This is a genomic window from Trichocoleus sp. AS-A1 (genome assembly GCF_039962015.1).
Taxonomy (GTDB): Bacteria; Cyanobacteriota; Cyanobacteriia; order Cyanobacteriales; family FACHB-T130; genus FACHB-T130.
On the sequence record NZ_JAMPKG010000022.1, the window covers coordinates 89,700 to 104,708 of the forward strand.

The window sequence follows — 15,009 nt, forward strand, 5'->3', positions numbered from 1 at the left end:
TAGGGTTAAGCCTCAATGAAATATTTTTTAAAATGTCAGCTTGACTTTCTTCTCTAGTCATTACAGCGTCTTGCTTGCGATCGCTTCCCTCGTTCCAGGTAAACTTAAACGAGACGTAATTTCAGCCGCTATGCATCAACGAGTTTGTTTAGTTGATAGCAATCCTTATTCATTCATGAACTAGGATTGCACTAATTACTCCTCTTTGACATTCAATATGATATTTTGAGGCTTTTAAATACCTTGAGAGCGACAAGAGCCGACTTCCTTTGCATCCCTCTTAAGTTCTCTTCGCCAAGGATATTTTTTCAAAGAGGTGCATATCAAACGGAAAATGCTATAAATTCAAACTAAATCTTTAGGATAGAAAAACCAGTCCCTCTTTTTTTTGTCGTCAGCTAAAAGCCTTAATAGATAACAACTATTGGGCTTGCATCCTCCAGCAATGGGTGGATGATTGAAAATTCTCAACATATATTAGGGATATGACAATTCTGTAGCTATCTATGAGCTACTGCATCAATCCCTGCTGCCCCAAACCTAACGATCCAGCCAACGCCAACAACCGTATTTGCCGCAATTGTGGCTCAGAGTTGCTGGTACAAGGGCGCTATCAGGTCATGCGCCTACTGAGTGACAACAGTGGCTTCGGCAATATTTATGAAGCCTACGAGGGCGCAACCCCCAAAATCCTGAAGATCCTCAAAAAAGATCACAACACGAATGCCAGAGTCGTCGAGCTATTTCAGCAAGAAGCCATTGTATTAAGCCAGCTGAATCATCCCGGCATCCCCAAAGTTGAGCCTGATGGATACTTTCAGTTTTATCCCAGAAACAGCCGAGAGCCAGTGTATGGCATCATCATGGAGAAAATTGATGGTCCCAACTTAAAAGAGTGGATGCAACAACAGGGCGATCGCCCTCTCGATCAGCAGCTAGCTCTTGACTGGTTAAAACAGCTCGCTGAGATTTTACATCTTGTCCACCAAAAAAATTATTTCCATCGTGATATTAAACCCGCAAATATCATGATGCGCTCCACAGGGCATCTGGTATTAATTGACTTTGGCACCGCCAGAGAGATGACCTATACTTACCTTGCGGAAGTTGGCGGCGCAGGCAGTGTCACGAGGATTAGTTCTGCTGGCTATACACCTCCAGAGCAAGAAAAAGGTCATGCTGTACCCCAGTCAGATTTCTATGCCTTGGGCAGAACTTTTGTTTATCTGCTGACTGGCAAACTAGCAACAGATCGCGCAATTTATGAACCTTTAACGGATAAATTTAATTGGCGCAATCATGCACCGGGTATTTCACCCTTACTGGCAGATTTTATTGATAAACTGATGGCTCCTACCGCAGGAGCGCGGCACAAAAATACTCAAGAAATTTTAGATGAACTCGCTAAAATTTCACAGTCTTTATCTAGACATAAACCTTCTCCTAATTTTAGTCTGATTGGTATCGGGGCAATTGTTGGGATACTTCCACCTTGGAAGCCTTCATTAGCCCCAACGATCATTGTTAGTAAGAAAAATAAAAATAAATGGTTGGTGGGGGGAGCCGTTGCTTGCTTGGTCGGATTAGGAGGATATGGAATTTGGCAACTCTCTTACCAAGACGCACCCAAAGTTATCGCTTATGAAAATCTTTCGGGAGTTAAAACGCTTCATGGACATGAAAGTCAGGTAAATTCTCTGGCGATTAGCCCAGACGGGCAAATTTTAGCTAGTAGCAGTGCCGATAAAAAAATTAGAATTTGGGACAAGTCTACATCCAAAGAAATTCGCGTCATAAAAGGGCATGACAGCTACGTGAATTCTCTAGTGATTAGCCCAGATGGAAATACATTAATAAGTGGCAGCGCCGATAAAACAATCAAAATTTTGAATATTTCTACTGGTCAAGAAATCCGTAGATTAAAGGGACATTCTAACCCTATTAATTCTGTTGCGATTAGCTTTGATTGGCAGACTCTAGCCAGTGGCAGCGCCGATAAAACAATTAAAATCTGGGATATTTCTACGGGTAAAGCAATCCGCACGCTTCAGGGTCATTCCCAACCTGTTAATTCCGTTGCAATTAGCCCAGATGGGGAGACTTTAGCCAGTGCTAGTGCCGATAAAACAATTAAAATCTGGGATATTTCTACTGGCAAAGCAATCCGCACACTTCAGGGTCATTCTCAACCTGTTAATTCCGTTGCGATTAGCCCGGATGGGCAGATTTTAGCCAGTGCTAGTGCTGACAAAACGATTAAAATTTGGGATTTAAACACTGGGAAACAAATTCACACCCTCACCCGGCATTCTAACTATGTGAATTCGGTTGCGATTAGCTCAGATGGACAAACTTTAGTCAGTGGCAGTGCGGACAAAACAATTAAAATTTGGAATCTTTCAACGGGTGAAGAAATTCGCACGCTTACCGGGCATTCTAGCTGGGTTAAATGTATTGTGATTAGCCCGGATGGGCAGACGATTGCTACTGGCAGTGGTGACAGTACTATCAAAATTTGGCAGGTGCCGGTCGCAGATGCCCGATAACTCACGGGGGTGTTGGCGGGGGCGGCTATTAGATGTTTATTGGCTTCCTTTGTGCGATCGCGCTACAATCTAGCACTATAGGAACTTGTTAACAGTATTTTATCGATATTTTCCTAGATATAAATGAATTTTTTATAGTTTATCTGTCTCTATTTAGATAATTATTCAAAAGTTAAATCATTATTCATGGTTTAGCGCTAAATCAACTATAGCAGTTCTCACTTGAGTGCAGTATAGACTCGGAACCTCACCCCCAGCCCCTCTCCGTGAACGGAGAGGGGGGAATATTGAGGAATATTGAACCCCTCCCTGTGAACGGGGTGCGGCAGGGGTGAGGTTAAACCGTACTACATCCAATAGAGAATTGCTATAACCTTAGAAATAAATTATGAATATATTTATTTTTATAATAGAAGCTGTGTTATCTAGATACTGACCATAGATAGAGTCAGACTTAGGAATTTTTAATTAAAATCAACAACATTTTGTAAGCGGAAAATAGGAATGAATTTTCAAACATCGGTATCAACAGCATGGGGGAAAATTCAGGCAATGATCGATGGCCTGATTGTCATGCTGCCTAATATTGTGTTAGCACTAATCGTCTTTGCGCTATTTTTTTTCGCAGCAAGAACGATTAAGGCGACGGTCAGACGGCTTACCAGAAGGCATCGACAAGCTCGGAATCTGGGGCTGGTGCTAGGTCGTTTGTCGCAGGGAATTGTTATTTTAGTTGGTTTATTTGTATCATTATCCATCGTCATCCCGACATTCAAGGCAGGAGATTTGGTGCAACTGCTGGGTATCAGTGGGGTCGCAATTGGTTTCGCCTTCCGCGATATTCTCCAGAATTTTCTGGCTGGTATTTTAATTCTGTTGACCGAGCCGTTCCAGATCGATGACCAAATCGTATTTAAAGACTTCGAGGGAACGGTTGAAAACATCCAGACGCGAGCCACGACCATTAGAACCTATGATGGTCGTCGCATCGTGATTCCGAATTCTGAGCTGTTCACAAACTCGGTAACGGTGAACACTGCTTTCGAGAATCGCCGCCTTCAGTACGACGTGGGTATTGGTTACGGCGACGACATTGACCAGGCGAAACAACTGATTCTAGAAGCGATCGCTAGCGTCGATGGTGTTTTGGAAGATCCAGCTCCCGACGCCCTTGTAGTGGATCTAGCTGACAGTACGGTGAATATCCGCGCCCGTTGGTGGGTACAGCCGCCGCGACGTGCAGATATTCTCGATAAGCAGGATCAAGTTCTCGCTGCCATTAAGAATAAGCTCACGGCTAACGGCATTGATATGCCCTTCCCGACTCAGCAAATCCTGTTCCACGACCAAACTGAAGAGACAGATGGCGATCGCGCTCGTCAGCGTGAAGGATGGCCTGCTGGGAATCAAGAAGTGCCAAAACCCCGCAGCATCGGCGGTTCGCTCAGGAAGCTGGCTGAAATGCGTGCCCAAAGAGACGGGAATGGTAGCCATAGAAACGAGAACCCAGATCGCCCTCATACTGCCGACGATAATTGATGAAAAATAATTGATGAAAAACATCAAGCTGGGCAAACTGTGGGACTCGCTCCACTCTAGCTACTGGTTTGTGCCAACCCTGATGGCGCTCAGCGCGATCGCCTTGGCATTCGGAATGTTAAGCCTTGATCGAGCAGCCAAATCTGGCCCGATAGAGTCGTTGGGCTGGATCTACACCGGCGGGCCAGATGGGGCGAGAACGCTGCTTTCATCTGTTGCTGGTTCGATGATTACCGTTGCTGGTACTGCCTTCTCGATTACAATTGTTGCCCTCACTCTCGCTTCCTCACAATTCGGGCCGCGACTGATGCGGAACTTCATGCAGGATACGGGCAATCAAGTCGTCCTGGGCACGTTTATCGGTACGTTCATCTACTGCTTGCTGGTACTGCGAACCGTGCGGGGAGATGACTACAACGTATTTGTGCCGCAAATCTCCGTCACGATCGGCATGGTGCTAGCGCTCGCCAGTATTGGCGTCCTGATCTACTTTATCCATCATGTCTCAACCTCGATGCAGGCATCCCATATCATCAGAGACGTTGGCAGGGAGTTGGACAATGCCATCGATCGCTTGTTTCCACAGAAGATCGGGCAGGGTAAATCAGTACCAAAGCAACGGTCGGTGGCGGAAATCCCCGCCGGGTTTGAGAAGGAAGCTGCTCCTATGTTGGCGAAAGAAAGCGGTTATCTTCAAGCAATTGATGACGAGCTGTTAATGAAGATCGCCACCTCAAAAGACCTCCTCCTGCGCCTGAAATATCGTCCTGGCAAGTTTATTGTGGAAGGAAGCGAACTGGTGATGATTTGGCCTGGAGAACGGGTGAATAAAAAACTCATCCACCACCTGAACCAAGCATTTATTTTTGGCGAGCAACGCACCGAACAACAGGATATAGAATTCCCCATTAATCAGTTAGTTGAAATTGCCGCTCGTGCTATTTCTCCTGGCATCAACGATCCGTTCACGGCGATCCAGTGTATTAACCAGATGACCGCTGCACTTTGCCGTCTGGCGGAGAGAGATTTTCCCTCGCCCTACCGCTACGACAACGACAACAACCTGCGAGCGATCGCTAATCCGGTGACGTTTGCAGAATTAGTTGACGCTGCCTTTAACCAGATTCGACAGTACAGCAAACCGGATATAGCAGTGAGAATTCGATTGCTGGAAGCGATCGCTCTCATCGCCACCCACACCCGCAACCAGAAAGACCGGGCGGCGCTGCTACGTCATGCCCAAATGATCGAGCGCAGTAGCTGTGAGGAAGTATCGGAGGAATTAGACCGAAAGGATATTGAGGAGCGATATTTGGCAGCGGTGAAAGCGCTAAAGGAGTTTTAAATGACGCTGCTCATATTTAGCTTGAAATTTAGCTTGAAAATAACTTAACTTTCCGATTGCGGCGCTTCCAGAACGCTGACATCAATTAAAGGGGTAACGTTAAACCCTTTGTCAAGTAATTGCCTTTGAATCGTCTGCGTCATGCGAGAGCGAATCTCTTCGGAAGACTCAGTAACACCCGCCTGACGCTGAACATAAACCGTACCCAACAACGTGTTCTGACCTTTGATATTCGAGGAGGTGAACCGAACATTGGCTTCCACCAGTTTCGCCAAACCGCTATCATTCACCACCTTCTGGATTTGGGCAACGGCACGCTGTTCTCGGCTGCTGCGCTGAAGTTCCGGGGAGCTGGAAAACTGCCAAGTCAGCAAGCCCAAGAGCGCTACAGCAGTCGCTGTAAAAGCAGATGGAAATATCCAGCGCTTGCCACGGTTATAGCGGGCACCTTGAGCAGATAGACCATAGGCGCGGAACATCAGGGAGGCGGAGAGATTAATCCCAACCAGTTGCAGCAACAGCACAAAGACGCCGTTTACTGCCATATCCCAGCGACCCATTGCGCTTGCCATCCCCACCATTCCGGCAGGCGGTGCCAGCGAAGCCGCAACCAGCATTCCGACCGCCGCCCCAGAGACGAGGCTACTTCTTTCCGATTGGACAAGATTCAGAGCGCCTGCCGCACCTGCGACCAGTGGCAGCAGCACGGCTACTGCCGAAACCGTACTGGTTGTGTTCATGGAGGATGTCACCACTTCCTGTCGCAGAATCAAGGTGAGTGCCCCAGTGACTAGGATTGTTACCGCCAGGGCTGAAAAGTATCGTAAAAGGCTCCGTCCGAGAAGTTCTCCATCGCCGCGTGCCGTAGCGATCGCTGTATTCATCGCTGGCCCTGCAAACGGTGCAATCAGCATGGCAGCGACGAGAAGATAGCTAGTATTGGTGAACAAGCCGATCCAGACCACCACACCCGCCGCCGCGGCATATCCCAGAAACCCTTTCCACGAGCCAACGCTTTGCAGCCCTGAGAGGAAAATTTCGATGGGACTGCGTGCCTGCACATCTGTTACCTGCTGCGCTGCTTTAAAAGGCGGTGGCTGCAAGGCGATGACTCCACGCGGAAGCAGCGTGACGTTCAATTTTGGCACCGATTGCAACTGTTCGAGGAGTTCCTCAACCTTTCCATTCGGCACGTGGACGATTACCACGTCTAACGATTCATCAGCTCCAGTCGCTTCAAACAGGGAAAGATTCGCTCCGTCACAAGTTTGGGCGATATCCAGAACTGTTTTCCCATACCCACGGGGAACCTGTACAAGTAGTTGGCGCATTGCGGCTGGCTATATTAAGTCTGCGTCCCTTGTACCATCTCGCACAGTATGGAAGTTCGCTCTCTAGCTAGAGGAATATTTCACTACTTTTCTACTAATCTCTGCTGGGGTTTTCTATGCACCTGGATATTTGCCCACAGTCTGACCGCTGTACCCTTGGCTCAGCTTTACGGCAAGCGCTTTCAAAACTGCTGTAGGAGTCATTAAAAATCTTATGAGCAATCTGAGTCCAACTGAAAAACGGGAACTCAAAAAAGAACAAGGCGAGGTTCTGCAACAGTTGGAAGACTGGCTAGAAACACCCATGCTATTGCTCGGCTTCGGGTGGCTGGCATTATTGGTCGTCGAACTAATTTGGGGCTTAAATCCCCTGCTGGAAATCATCAGCAACGTCATCTGGATCGTTTTTATCCTAGACTTCGCCTTACGATTGGTTCTGGCTCCTTACAAATTTATCTATCTCAAGCAAAACTGGCTTACAGCCCTCTCCTTGCTGTTGCCAGCGTTGCGCGTCTTCCGAATTACCCGCGTGTTTCGCTTACTGAGAGCCAGCCGGGGACTGCGACTGGTACGTGTCATCAGTTCTCTAAATCGGGGGATGCGATCGCTCCGAGCCAGCATGAGTCGTCGTGGTTTTGGCTACATCATCGCGCTGACGCTGGTGGTGACGCTGGTGGGAGCCGCAGGGATGTATGCTTTTGAAAGCAATACCCCTGATGGGCGCGGACTGAATGACTACGGTGCTGCACTGTGGTGGACAGCAATGATTATGACAACGATGGGGTCGGAATACTGGCCTCAGACTCCAGAAGGTCGGGTACTCTGCTTGATCCTATCGTTATATGCTTTTGCAGTGTTTGGCTATGTAACGGCAACCCTCGCCACCTTCTTTGTCGGACGCGATGCGGAAGACGAACAAGCAGAAGTAGCAGGTGCTAAATCTATCGCCGCGTTGCATGAAGAAATCGTTGCATTGCGGGCTGAGATTCAGGCGCTTTCCCGCCAGAAACCAGAAGCATGATATGAAATTGAATTAATTGCTTCGTTTATAGTTTGTTAGTAATGACTAATTGGGGAAAAGTTTTAAGTCTTGAATTAAAAAACTTTCTTCTAACTCAAAACTCAATACTGCAAACTCTCTTTACCCATGACCCATTTATGAGGAAAAAGCAATGCTGAGTAGCAATTGGCGAGGGTATAGAATCGCCGCTTGGGTTGGACAGTTTTTACTCGCGATCGCGATCGCCGTTGAATTGTATCACCGGAACTGGGTGGGTTCATTTACACTCGCCTGCTTCCTGGCTGCTTCGTTTCTGTTTGTGACCCTCGAAAATCAACTGCCAACGTTGTTCGATTTTCTGTTTGTAATCGCAGCGTTGATCAATGCAGGGGGCTGGGTTTGGGGCTTATTTTACCCACCGGGACCCTACGATGAAATTGCTCATGCCTTTACAACCTTTTCCGTAACGCTGGCACTGAGTTTTCTCGTGTATGAGTCAATGCTGACTCCGTTCCGCTACCACCGACTGCTGTATATCTTAACGATCTCTAGCTTCGGAATCGCCATCGGCGCTCTTTGGGAGATATTTGAATGGGTGGTGCAAGTGATCAATGACCTGGATGACACCATCGTGGATCTGATTATGGACACCATTGGAGCTTTAACCGCAGCACTGGTAAGCGTGTGGGCGCTACAAGAGCGAGTCCATCCAAAATCAACTGTCGAAGATCAATCAGTATCGCCAAAGCGCCGCCGTTAAAAATTTTTAATGAGTTGTAAGCCATGAGTCATTAGTCATCAGCAATAAACCAAAGACCCAGAGGTGGGGGAAATTCTTACTGATTATGCACCCACTTGAGCAGCCCTAGAGCAGTGACAACATTTACAAAGTGACCGGCAATCCCATTAAAATTCGCTAACACCACAAAAACATCAAGCGCTCGAATGATTTTGTAGGGGTCGGTGATTGCCACACCTGGAGGTTGGGATACAGATTTTGCTAGTAACACTCCCATACTCGCTCCACCACCCAACAGACATAACAAAATCCCCACCAAACCTGTAATTAACGCTAGTCGCAGGACTTGAACGGTATCGGCTTTGGAGGGATGCACAGCCGAATTAGGATTTGCTAAACCTTTAGCGATGCGAGTGTAGCGGAAAGCTAAGAAGACACCGAATAACAGTGCGAAAAGTCCACAAATTGCCCAAAATATACCGACTCCTAGGGCAGGATTTGCTTCATTGGCAAAGTTACGACCAGAGATAGCAAATAATAAAGCGATGCCAGAAGCAACCGCCAATCCTAATTCGACCCAGAAGGCAATCCAGCCTACAAGACGAAAAATATTGGAGATTTTTTGTTTAGTTGGGGAAGGTGAGTGGGTGTCTGAGTGAGTTTGCATATCTGTCTCATGTTGCAAAAAGGAGCTGATACCCCACACCAGAACACTACCTCTACTGGCTCTGGTTATACGCCCACCTAGAGAGAGAACCGATCCCTTGCCTAAAGATGAAAATTTATCAGTCAATCAACCTGTTTAAAACTTGAAGAATCAGAAAAATCGGCTAAGGGGAGGACGCCTTAGTGCCCAAATCCTATCAAGCTAAAGAGCAAGGGCACTGATTTCAGAGCCGCTATTGACGAGTGGCGTGTCTTTTTAGTCAAGATATTCATTCTAAAAAATATTCCCTCTTCTCAACTAAGATGCTGTTGGCAGTTGCAGAGTCTTCGGTATTCAATCCTGATGTACGCTTGCTGTCTGCAATCCTTGCAGTCGGTCTGGCTCTGGTGCATCTCTACTCCGGTAAGCTGCGCTTTCTGGATGCCACCCCTCGCAGTATCTGGCTTTCTATCGGGAGTGGCGTATCTGTCGCCTACATTTTCGTCCATATCCTCCCGGAACTGAGTCAAGCACAGGAGACGGTTAAGGAGACGTTGGACGGGGGGTTTGCCTTTCTGGAACACCACGTTTACCTGGTGGCACTCATAGGCGTCAGCGTGTTTTATGGACTGGAGCGAGCTGCTACACTGTCGCGCCAGCGCAACCAAAAGGCGGGAAATGGAGATGTTACAGAAGCTGGGGTCTTCTGGCCGCACATCGCTTCATTCGCCGTTTACAATGCTTTGATCGGCTACCTGTTAATCCACCCGGAGGAACCGGGTTTTCAAAGTCTTTTTCTGTTTTTCTTCGCAATGGCTTTGCATTTCATGGTCAACGACAACGGCTTGCGCGAACACCATAAGGATGCCTATCACAAGAAGGGGCGCTGGATACTGGCGGCAGCGATTATCGTGGGATGGGTCATTGGCAGCGGAACCGAAATTCACGAGGCAGCGATCGCAGTCTTGTTTGCCTTCCTCGCCGGAGGAGTCGTCCTGAACGTGCTGAAGGAAGAACTCCCGGAAGATCGCGATAGCCGCTTTTGGGCTTTCGCTCTGGGTGCAGGTATCTATGCCGCGCTGCTGCTGGAACTGTGAAGCGGTGCCGATCTTTGTTTGCAACCAAAGCGTCTTTGCAAACAAAAAAATCGGGGCAGTTCTAGAAAATATCCTAGAACTGCCCCAATTTTTTGACGCTCAATGAGCAATTAGCGAATTATGCGATCGCTGCCATCTTTACGTCGTTATTCGCCAGAACCTCTTGCAGTTCCTCAGCGTCTACCGTTTCCTTTTCAATGAGCATCTGAGCCAATTGATCCAGAATGTGGCGGTTATTCACCAACACTGCTTTGGCACGATGGTAAGCTTGATCCACCAAATTGTGGACTTCATCATCAATCGTCGCCGCAGTTGCTTCCGAGAAATCCCGCTCGGCGGCAATGTCGCGTCCCAAGAACATATTGCCTTGCTGACGACCTAAAGCAACTTGTCCCAAGCGATCGCTCATGCCAAACCGCATCACCATTTGACGCGCCACACGAGCCACTTGCTGCAAGTCATTTGAGGCACCCGTTGTCACTTCTTCTTCACCGAAGATGATTTCTTCAGCAAGCCGACCGCCCAAGGCAACTGCCATCTGATTTTGCAGATAAGAGCGGCTATACAGACCAGAATCCATCCGGTCTTCACTCGGTGTAAACCAAGTCAAACCACCCGCACGACCGCGAGGGATGATGCTGATCTTTTGCACCGGGTCATAATCTGGCATCAAGGCACCGACGAGAGCGTGACCCGCTTCGTGATAAGCCACCAAGGTTTTGCGCTTCTCGCTCATCACCCGGTCTTTCTTCTCTGGGCCAGCTAGCACCCGGTCGATGGCATCATTGATTTCATCCATCGAGATTTCGGTCAGGTTGCGACGAGCCGCCAGAATGGCTGCTTCGTTCAGCAAATTGGAGAGGTCAGCACCCGTGAAACCAGGAGTACGACGAGCGATCTTCTCGAGATCCACATCCTTCGCCAGCGTTTTGCCACGGGCGTGAACGTTGAGAATCTCCAAGCGACCGGCATAATCGGGACGATCCACGACCACCTGACGGTCAAAGCGACCCGGACGCAGCAGTGCTGCATCAAGTACATCTGGGCGGTTCGTAGCAGCGATGATAATAATTCCCGTGTTGCCCTCGAAACCGTCCATCTCGGTCAGCAACTGGTTGAGGGTTTGTTCCCGCTCATCGTTACCGCCGCCTAAACCTGCACCCCGCTGACGCCCCACGGCATCAATTTCATCGATAAATACGATACAGGGAGCATTTGCCTTGGCTTGTTCAAACAGGTCGCGCACGCGAGATGCACCGACACCGACGAACATTTCTACAAACTCAGAACCAGAGATAGAGAAGAAAGGCACACCTGCTTCCCCAGCAACTGCACGAGCGAGCAGCGTTTTACCCGTTCCCGGAGGTCCAACTAGCAGCACGCCTTTGGGAATTTTTGCTCCAATGGCGGTGAAGCGGTCGGCGTTCTTGAGGAAGTCAACGACTTCATTCAGCTCTAGCTTGGCTTGGTCAATGCCAGCGACATCCCCAAAAGTTACTTGGGTTTGTGGCTCCATTTGGACTCTGGCTTTGGATTTGCCAAAGTTCATCGCTTGAGAGCCTGGGCCACTCTGAGCGCGGCGTAGCAAAAAGAATAATCCAACCAGAAGCAGAACGGGGAAGAAGAGACTGCTCAAGGCGCGGAACCAGAAGCTGTCATCGCTCTGGGGCAAAACTGAAATGTCTACACCCTTGGTGGACAGAATGCTAATCAGGTCTGGGTCATTAGGCAGGTTAACGACAATCTTGCTGCCGTCTTGTGCTGTAACAAGCGCCTTAGTGCGGTCGGCACTAAGACCAACTCTTTCAATCCGACCGTCTTGAACTTCCTGAATCAGCTTGCTGTATTTCCAGGTTTCCCGACTTTGGGGTTGTTTGTCTAAAAATGCTGTTCCTAAGGCGATTACAACTATTGCTAGCAGCGCATACAGCCCTGCATTTCTCCACCGTTTGTTCACCGAGTTTCCTCCTAAGCTCTAGGATATGGGGACGCTTTGAATTTTTATTTGTATTAACTTATGTTAACCCGTCTCAGAATTCCTTGACACGGTTGGTTCATAGAAACCTTCAACAACGTCATCTATCTTCATCGTAACCGTCGCCACAAAAACAACCATCCTAGCCGGAACAATCTACTCCCACACCCTAGAAATGGGGCTACACAACATAGTCCCCCACCCTAGAAGGGTGGGACTACACAGACAAAGCCTGCCTACGCAGGCTTTGTCTCCTAGCCTGTAAAGACAGGGTTCGTTTGTGGAGTCGCGACTTCAGTCGTCGAGCTTTTTACGCTCAGGGGGAAGCTTGATGGGTTTGGTAGCGCTGAAATAAGCTCTGCAATTGCTCTAGACTGCTGTGTAACGGGTCAAAAGTCAAAGTACCTTCTTGGCAAAGAACGGTATGGATCGGAACGACTTGCACCACGCAATTACTATAAGCAAGAACTGACAATCCTTTCACAAAGTCAGCATCCCAAGGTACTTGCCCAGAGGTTAGATTCTGACTTGCCAGCCAGTTGATCAGTTGCGATCGCGCGATTCCCGGCAAAATTCCAGCATCTAGAGGCGGCGTCCACCACTTACCATCCCGCCATCCCCAAAGATTGCCCGTACTGGTTTCTAACCAATTTCGCTTATCATCGACCAAAATTGCTTCTGTCGCTCCCATCTGCTGAGCTTTTCCCAATGCCAGCCAAGCAGGCAGGTAGTTCCCCGTTTTATGTTCGGGAATTGAGCGGCAAAATAACGGCTCTGCCGCTAACCAACTTTTAACGCCATATTTTTGTCTGTCTATCAAATCATCCGGGAAAAACCGCCCGCTAATCCACTCTCGCCCATCGGGAAATAGGGTAATTCTGAGAACGGGGAAGTGGGGGATTAACGCTTCTGCTTGTTGTCGTAATTTTTCCCAGTCTGGCTGCTGCCAGTCAAACGTTTGCACGCTGCAACAGAGGCGATCGCAATGTCCCTTCCAGTTAGTCAGCGGACTCTCCAACGACTGCTCATAAACCCGCAGCGTTGTAAACACCTTCGCTCCATAAAGCAACCCCGGATCGTCAATCGCTAACTCCAGGGTTCCCGACTCAATCAGGTTGCCGTTATACCAGTACATCTCATCACCTTTGGGTGAATACAATATACTTCAAAATACTACAGAAAGGCGACAAACGCTACACAAACGTCCTTTTGTACGTGCAACGCGAGACTTTTGAAACCCGCTTCGGTCGGGTTTAGTCTGTATAGATGCGAATTCTCTTCCCCCTTTTTACAGGCTGTATAGTGACTTTTTATTTGACGTGGAGACAGAGCAGATTAGTGTCGTTAAAGAGGCAAAGCTAAACCTGGCTTGCTTTTTCCGCTCAATCTAAATTGGCAATGCTGATGGTCAAATGTAGAGCGTTGAGTAATCTTTCTCTGTAATTCTACAATCGGGAAAGTTTTGCTCAGTGCCACGAAATTGTCTCGACGCCATTTAATTTGGCACTGTACATCAACGTTGAAAAGGTGATTGATGAGCAAAAATGTCCTGAGTTTCCAGAATGGTTTCAACTCAGGCGGCAAGGAGCTATTAAACCGAAATTTATTAATGATTGACGTGATTAGGTCGATTCCATCTTCATGACGATGAACCCAGCTAAATTAAGCGCAAGACTCGCAATGTATTAAGACTTTTTTTGGAGATGCGATCGCCTTCAACAACTATGTTACTTTCTGTTCTCTTTGAGGAATTTAGCTGAACAGCTTAGCGCTTTGGGAAAGGATAACTTCGATATTATCCTCACTGAAAGCTAACGTGTTTTCCTTTTTATCGATATTGTGGCTAGAAATTTGATAGTAAACTAATAATCGTTAAAAAACTTTGGTGTTATCTTTTTGTGTCAAAAAAAGCTAATAATACAAATTACTTATTGTTATGACTTTTAATAACTCTACCAGGACTGACAAAAGAAATTCCTTGGTTGGATGCAGCACTAATCATAACGGCTTCAACGACAGGCTCAGAAACTTTCTTTTTAGCTATCCACTCAACAATAAAGTTAGCTCCTAACCCCCCAGTGGTGTCAGTTCTCGCTACAACAAAATCTGTAGAAGCTAGAGAACCAAGTTCCACAGGGCGATCTAAATAGTGCTTGATTAATTTTCCCTCTGTATCATAGTAGCGCACTGAAGTGACAATGATGGGATTGCTCAAATCCGTATTGCGAATACTAAGAGTGGCTGATAAATATAAAACTTCCTTCTGGTTTTCGTAATAAATATGAGAATAGATAGGGACATAGATAGTTTGCCCCATCGCTATCTTACTATTGTCATCCAACGTTACCACCCTGAGTTGGGGTTGAGTCACCTGACCTATATTAGATTGTGGCTTCTGTGGAATCCCCGGTAAACTGCAAGAGGCAAGGACAATGAGTGCTAGGGTCGAAGAAAAATACAAATAAAGCTTCATTAGAGGTAATTGTTAGATTTTAGAGGTAATTGTACAGTGCCGAATTAAATGACTTCGAGACAATTTCGTGGCACTGAGCAAAACTTTCACGATTGTAGAATTACAGAGAAAGATTACTCAACGCTCTACATTTGACCATCAGCATTGCCAATTTAGATTGAGCGGAAAAAGCAAGCCAGGTTTAGCTTTGCCTCTTTAACGACACTATAGCGGTTCTCAGTTGGATGGCATACAGTAAGGGAGTAGCCCAGCCTGCCAGACAATCGCCGATCATGAAAGCCTACTCGCTTGACCTACGCCAAAAAGTGATTGATGCCT

The 15,009-nt window shown here is 47.5% G+C and carries 11 protein-coding genes; 6 read left to right on the top strand and 5 right to left on the bottom strand.

The window, feature by feature from the left end:
• Positions 1-506: 506 nt before the first annotated feature.
• The 3 genes from NC994_RS17580 (at position 507) to NC994_RS17590 (ending at position 5,430) form a co-directional block, all read left to right on the top strand.
• Positions 507-2,546 (top strand): serine/threonine-protein kinase, encoded by a 2,040-nt coding sequence (locus NC994_RS17580; RefSeq protein WP_190438854.1) that lies wholly within the window; start codon positions 507-509, stop codon positions 2,544-2,546.
• Positions 2,547-3,050: 504 nt separating this feature from the next.
• Entirely contained in the window at positions 3,051-4,085 is a 1,035-nt protein-coding gene (locus NC994_RS17585) for a mechanosensitive ion channel family protein (protein WP_190438855.1), read from the top strand.
• Positions 4,086-4,098: 13 nt separating this feature from the next.
• Positions 4,099-5,430, top strand: coding sequence for a DUF2254 domain-containing protein (locus tag NC994_RS17590; RefSeq protein ID WP_190438857.1), 1,332 nt, complete (start codon positions 4,099-4,101; stop codon positions 5,428-5,430).
• Positions 5,431-5,474: 44 nt separating this feature from the next.
• On the opposite strand, the gene NC994_RS17595 is transcribed toward NC994_RS17590, so the two are convergent.
• Positions 5,475-6,761 (bottom strand): DUF389 domain-containing protein, encoded by a 1,287-nt coding sequence (locus tag NC994_RS17595; RefSeq protein WP_190438860.1) that lies wholly within the window; start codon positions 6,759-6,761, stop codon positions 5,475-5,477.
• Between the two features lie 214 nt (positions 6,762-6,975).
• On the opposite strand from NC994_RS17595, the gene NC994_RS17600 reads away from it, so the two are divergent.
• Entirely contained in the window at positions 6,976-7,782 is an 807-nt protein-coding gene (locus NC994_RS17600; protein ID WP_190438862.1) for an ion transporter, read from the top strand.
• Between the two features lie 151 nt (positions 7,783-7,933).
• The gene (locus NC994_RS17605; protein ID WP_190429030.1) at positions 7,934-8,521 is read left to right on the top strand and encodes a hypothetical protein; all 588 of its coding nucleotides are present in this window, start codon (positions 7,934-7,936) and stop codon (positions 8,519-8,521) included.
• A 76-nt stretch (positions 8,522-8,597) separates the two neighbouring features.
• On the opposite strand, the gene NC994_RS17610 is transcribed toward NC994_RS17605, so the two are convergent.
• A complete protein-coding gene (locus NC994_RS17610) occupies positions 8,598-9,167 on the bottom strand; it encodes a DUF3611 family protein (protein WP_190412026.1) in 570 nt (189 codons plus the stop codon).
• Between the two features lie 302 nt (positions 9,168-9,469).
• On the opposite strand from NC994_RS17610, the gene NC994_RS17615 reads away from it, so the two are divergent.
• Complete coding sequence (locus NC994_RS17615; protein ID WP_190429029.1) at positions 9,470-10,243, top strand: hypothetical protein; 774 nt, start codon at positions 9,470-9,472, stop codon at positions 10,241-10,243.
• A 118-nt stretch (positions 10,244-10,361) separates the two neighbouring features.
• Here the strand turns inward: NC994_RS17615 and ftsH3 are convergent, their stop codons facing one another.
• The 3 genes from ftsH3 to NC994_RS17630 all read right to left on the bottom strand — a co-directional run bounded on the left by ftsH3 (position 10,362) and on the right by NC994_RS17630 (position 14,691).
• Positions 10,362-12,200, bottom strand: a complete 1,839-nt coding sequence (ftsH3, locus tag NC994_RS17620; RefSeq protein ID WP_190412024.1) for an ATP-dependent zinc metalloprotease FtsH3 — start codon at positions 12,198-12,200, stop codon at positions 10,362-10,364.
• Between the two features lie 334 nt (positions 12,201-12,534).
• Positions 12,535-13,353: an aminotransferase class IV gene (locus NC994_RS17625; RefSeq protein ID WP_190438864.1), complete on the bottom strand. Its 819-nt coding sequence runs from the start codon at positions 13,351-13,353 to the stop codon at positions 12,535-12,537.
• 789 nt (positions 13,354-14,142) lie between these two features.
• A complete protein-coding gene (locus NC994_RS17630; RefSeq protein WP_190438867.1) occupies positions 14,143-14,691 on the bottom strand; it encodes a DUF3124 domain-containing protein in 549 nt (182 codons plus the stop codon).
• Between the last annotated feature and the right edge of the window lie 318 nt (positions 14,692-15,009).

What these genes read in the sequence shown, in the direction of transcription:
- NC994_RS17580 (WP_190438854.1), top strand. Translation starts at nt 507, where the DNA reads ATGAGCTACTGCATCAATCCCTGCTGCCCCAAACCTAACGATCCAGCC.
- NC994_RS17630 (WP_190438867.1), bottom strand. Translation starts at nt 14,691, where the DNA reads ATGAAGCTTTATTTGTATTTTTCTTCGACCCTAGCACTCATTGTCCTT.
- NC994_RS17625 (WP_190438864.1), bottom strand. Translation starts at nt 13,353, where the DNA reads ATGTACTGGTATAACGGCAACCTGATTGAGTCGGGAACCCTGGAGTTA.
- NC994_RS17595 (WP_190438860.1), bottom strand. Translation starts at nt 6,761, where the DNA reads ATGCGCCAACTACTTGTACAGGTTCCCCGTGGGTATGGGAAAACAGTT.
- NC994_RS17600 (WP_190438862.1), top strand. Translation starts at nt 6,976, where the DNA reads ATGAGCAATCTGAGTCCAACTGAAAAACGGGAACTCAAAAAAGAACAA.
- NC994_RS17590 (WP_190438857.1), top strand. Translation starts at nt 4,099, where the DNA reads ATGAAAAACATCAAGCTGGGCAAACTGTGGGACTCGCTCCACTCTAGC.
- NC994_RS17615 (WP_190429029.1), top strand. Translation starts at nt 9,470, where the DNA reads ATGCTGTTGGCAGTTGCAGAGTCTTCGGTATTCAATCCTGATGTACGC.
- NC994_RS17605 (WP_190429030.1), top strand. Translation starts at nt 7,934, where the DNA reads ATGCTGAGTAGCAATTGGCGAGGGTATAGAATCGCCGCTTGGGTTGGA.
- NC994_RS17610 (WP_190412026.1), bottom strand. Translation starts at nt 9,167, where the DNA reads ATGCAAACTCACTCAGACACCCACTCACCTTCCCCAACTAAACAAAAA.
- NC994_RS17585 (WP_190438855.1), top strand. Translation starts at nt 3,051, where the DNA reads ATGAATTTTCAAACATCGGTATCAACAGCATGGGGGAAAATTCAGGCA.